At 62.0% G+C, this 569-nt stretch carries 1 protein-coding gene; it reads right to left on the minus strand.

The window, feature by feature from the left end:
• Positions 1-542 (minus strand): adenosylhomocysteinase (locus D1614_RS28550; RefSeq protein ID WP_147384403.1); only part of this gene is annotated, 542 nt, incomplete at its 3' end.
• Between the last annotated feature and the right edge of the window lie 27 nt (positions 543-569).

The following is a 569-nucleotide window of genomic DNA, read 5'->3' on the forward strand; positions in this document are numbered from 1 at the left end:
GTTGCGTCCTTGGACAGCTTTTCCTTGATGGCGGCAAACAGGAAGGTTTCTTCTTCGCTGCCCGGATTGGCAAGGACGGAGGCGTCCTTCTCGGCCTTGGCGCCCAGATGCAGCAGCAGCGTTGCGTCGCCGCCGTCGTCCAGGATCATATTGGGGGTGCCGCCGTCAGCCCATTCGAAGATGCGGTGGGTGAAGTCCCAGTATTCCTGGAGCGATTCGCCCTTGAACGCAAACACCGGCGTGCCCGTTGCGGCAATCGCGGCGGCAGCGTGGTCCTGCGTCGAGAAGATGTTGCACGAGGCCCAGCGCACGTCGGCGCCGAGTGCCTTGAGCGTCTCGATCAGCACGGCGGTCTGGATCGTCATGTGCAGCGAGCCGGCAATGCGGGCGCCCTTGAGCGGCTGGCTCGCGGCAAATTCCTCGCGAATCGCCATCAGACCGGGCATTTCGGTCTCGGCAATGGCGATTTCCTTACGGCCCCAGTCGGCCAGCTTGATGTCGGCGACGAGGTAATCGTGTTTCAGTTCGGTGACAGCGTTCATTGGATCACTCCGGAAAAGAAGGGTGAC

The organism is Maribellus luteus (assembly GCF_003576475.1).
Classification (GTDB): Bacteria; Bacteroidota; Bacteroidia; order Bacteroidales; family Prolixibacteraceae; genus Draconibacterium; species Draconibacterium luteum.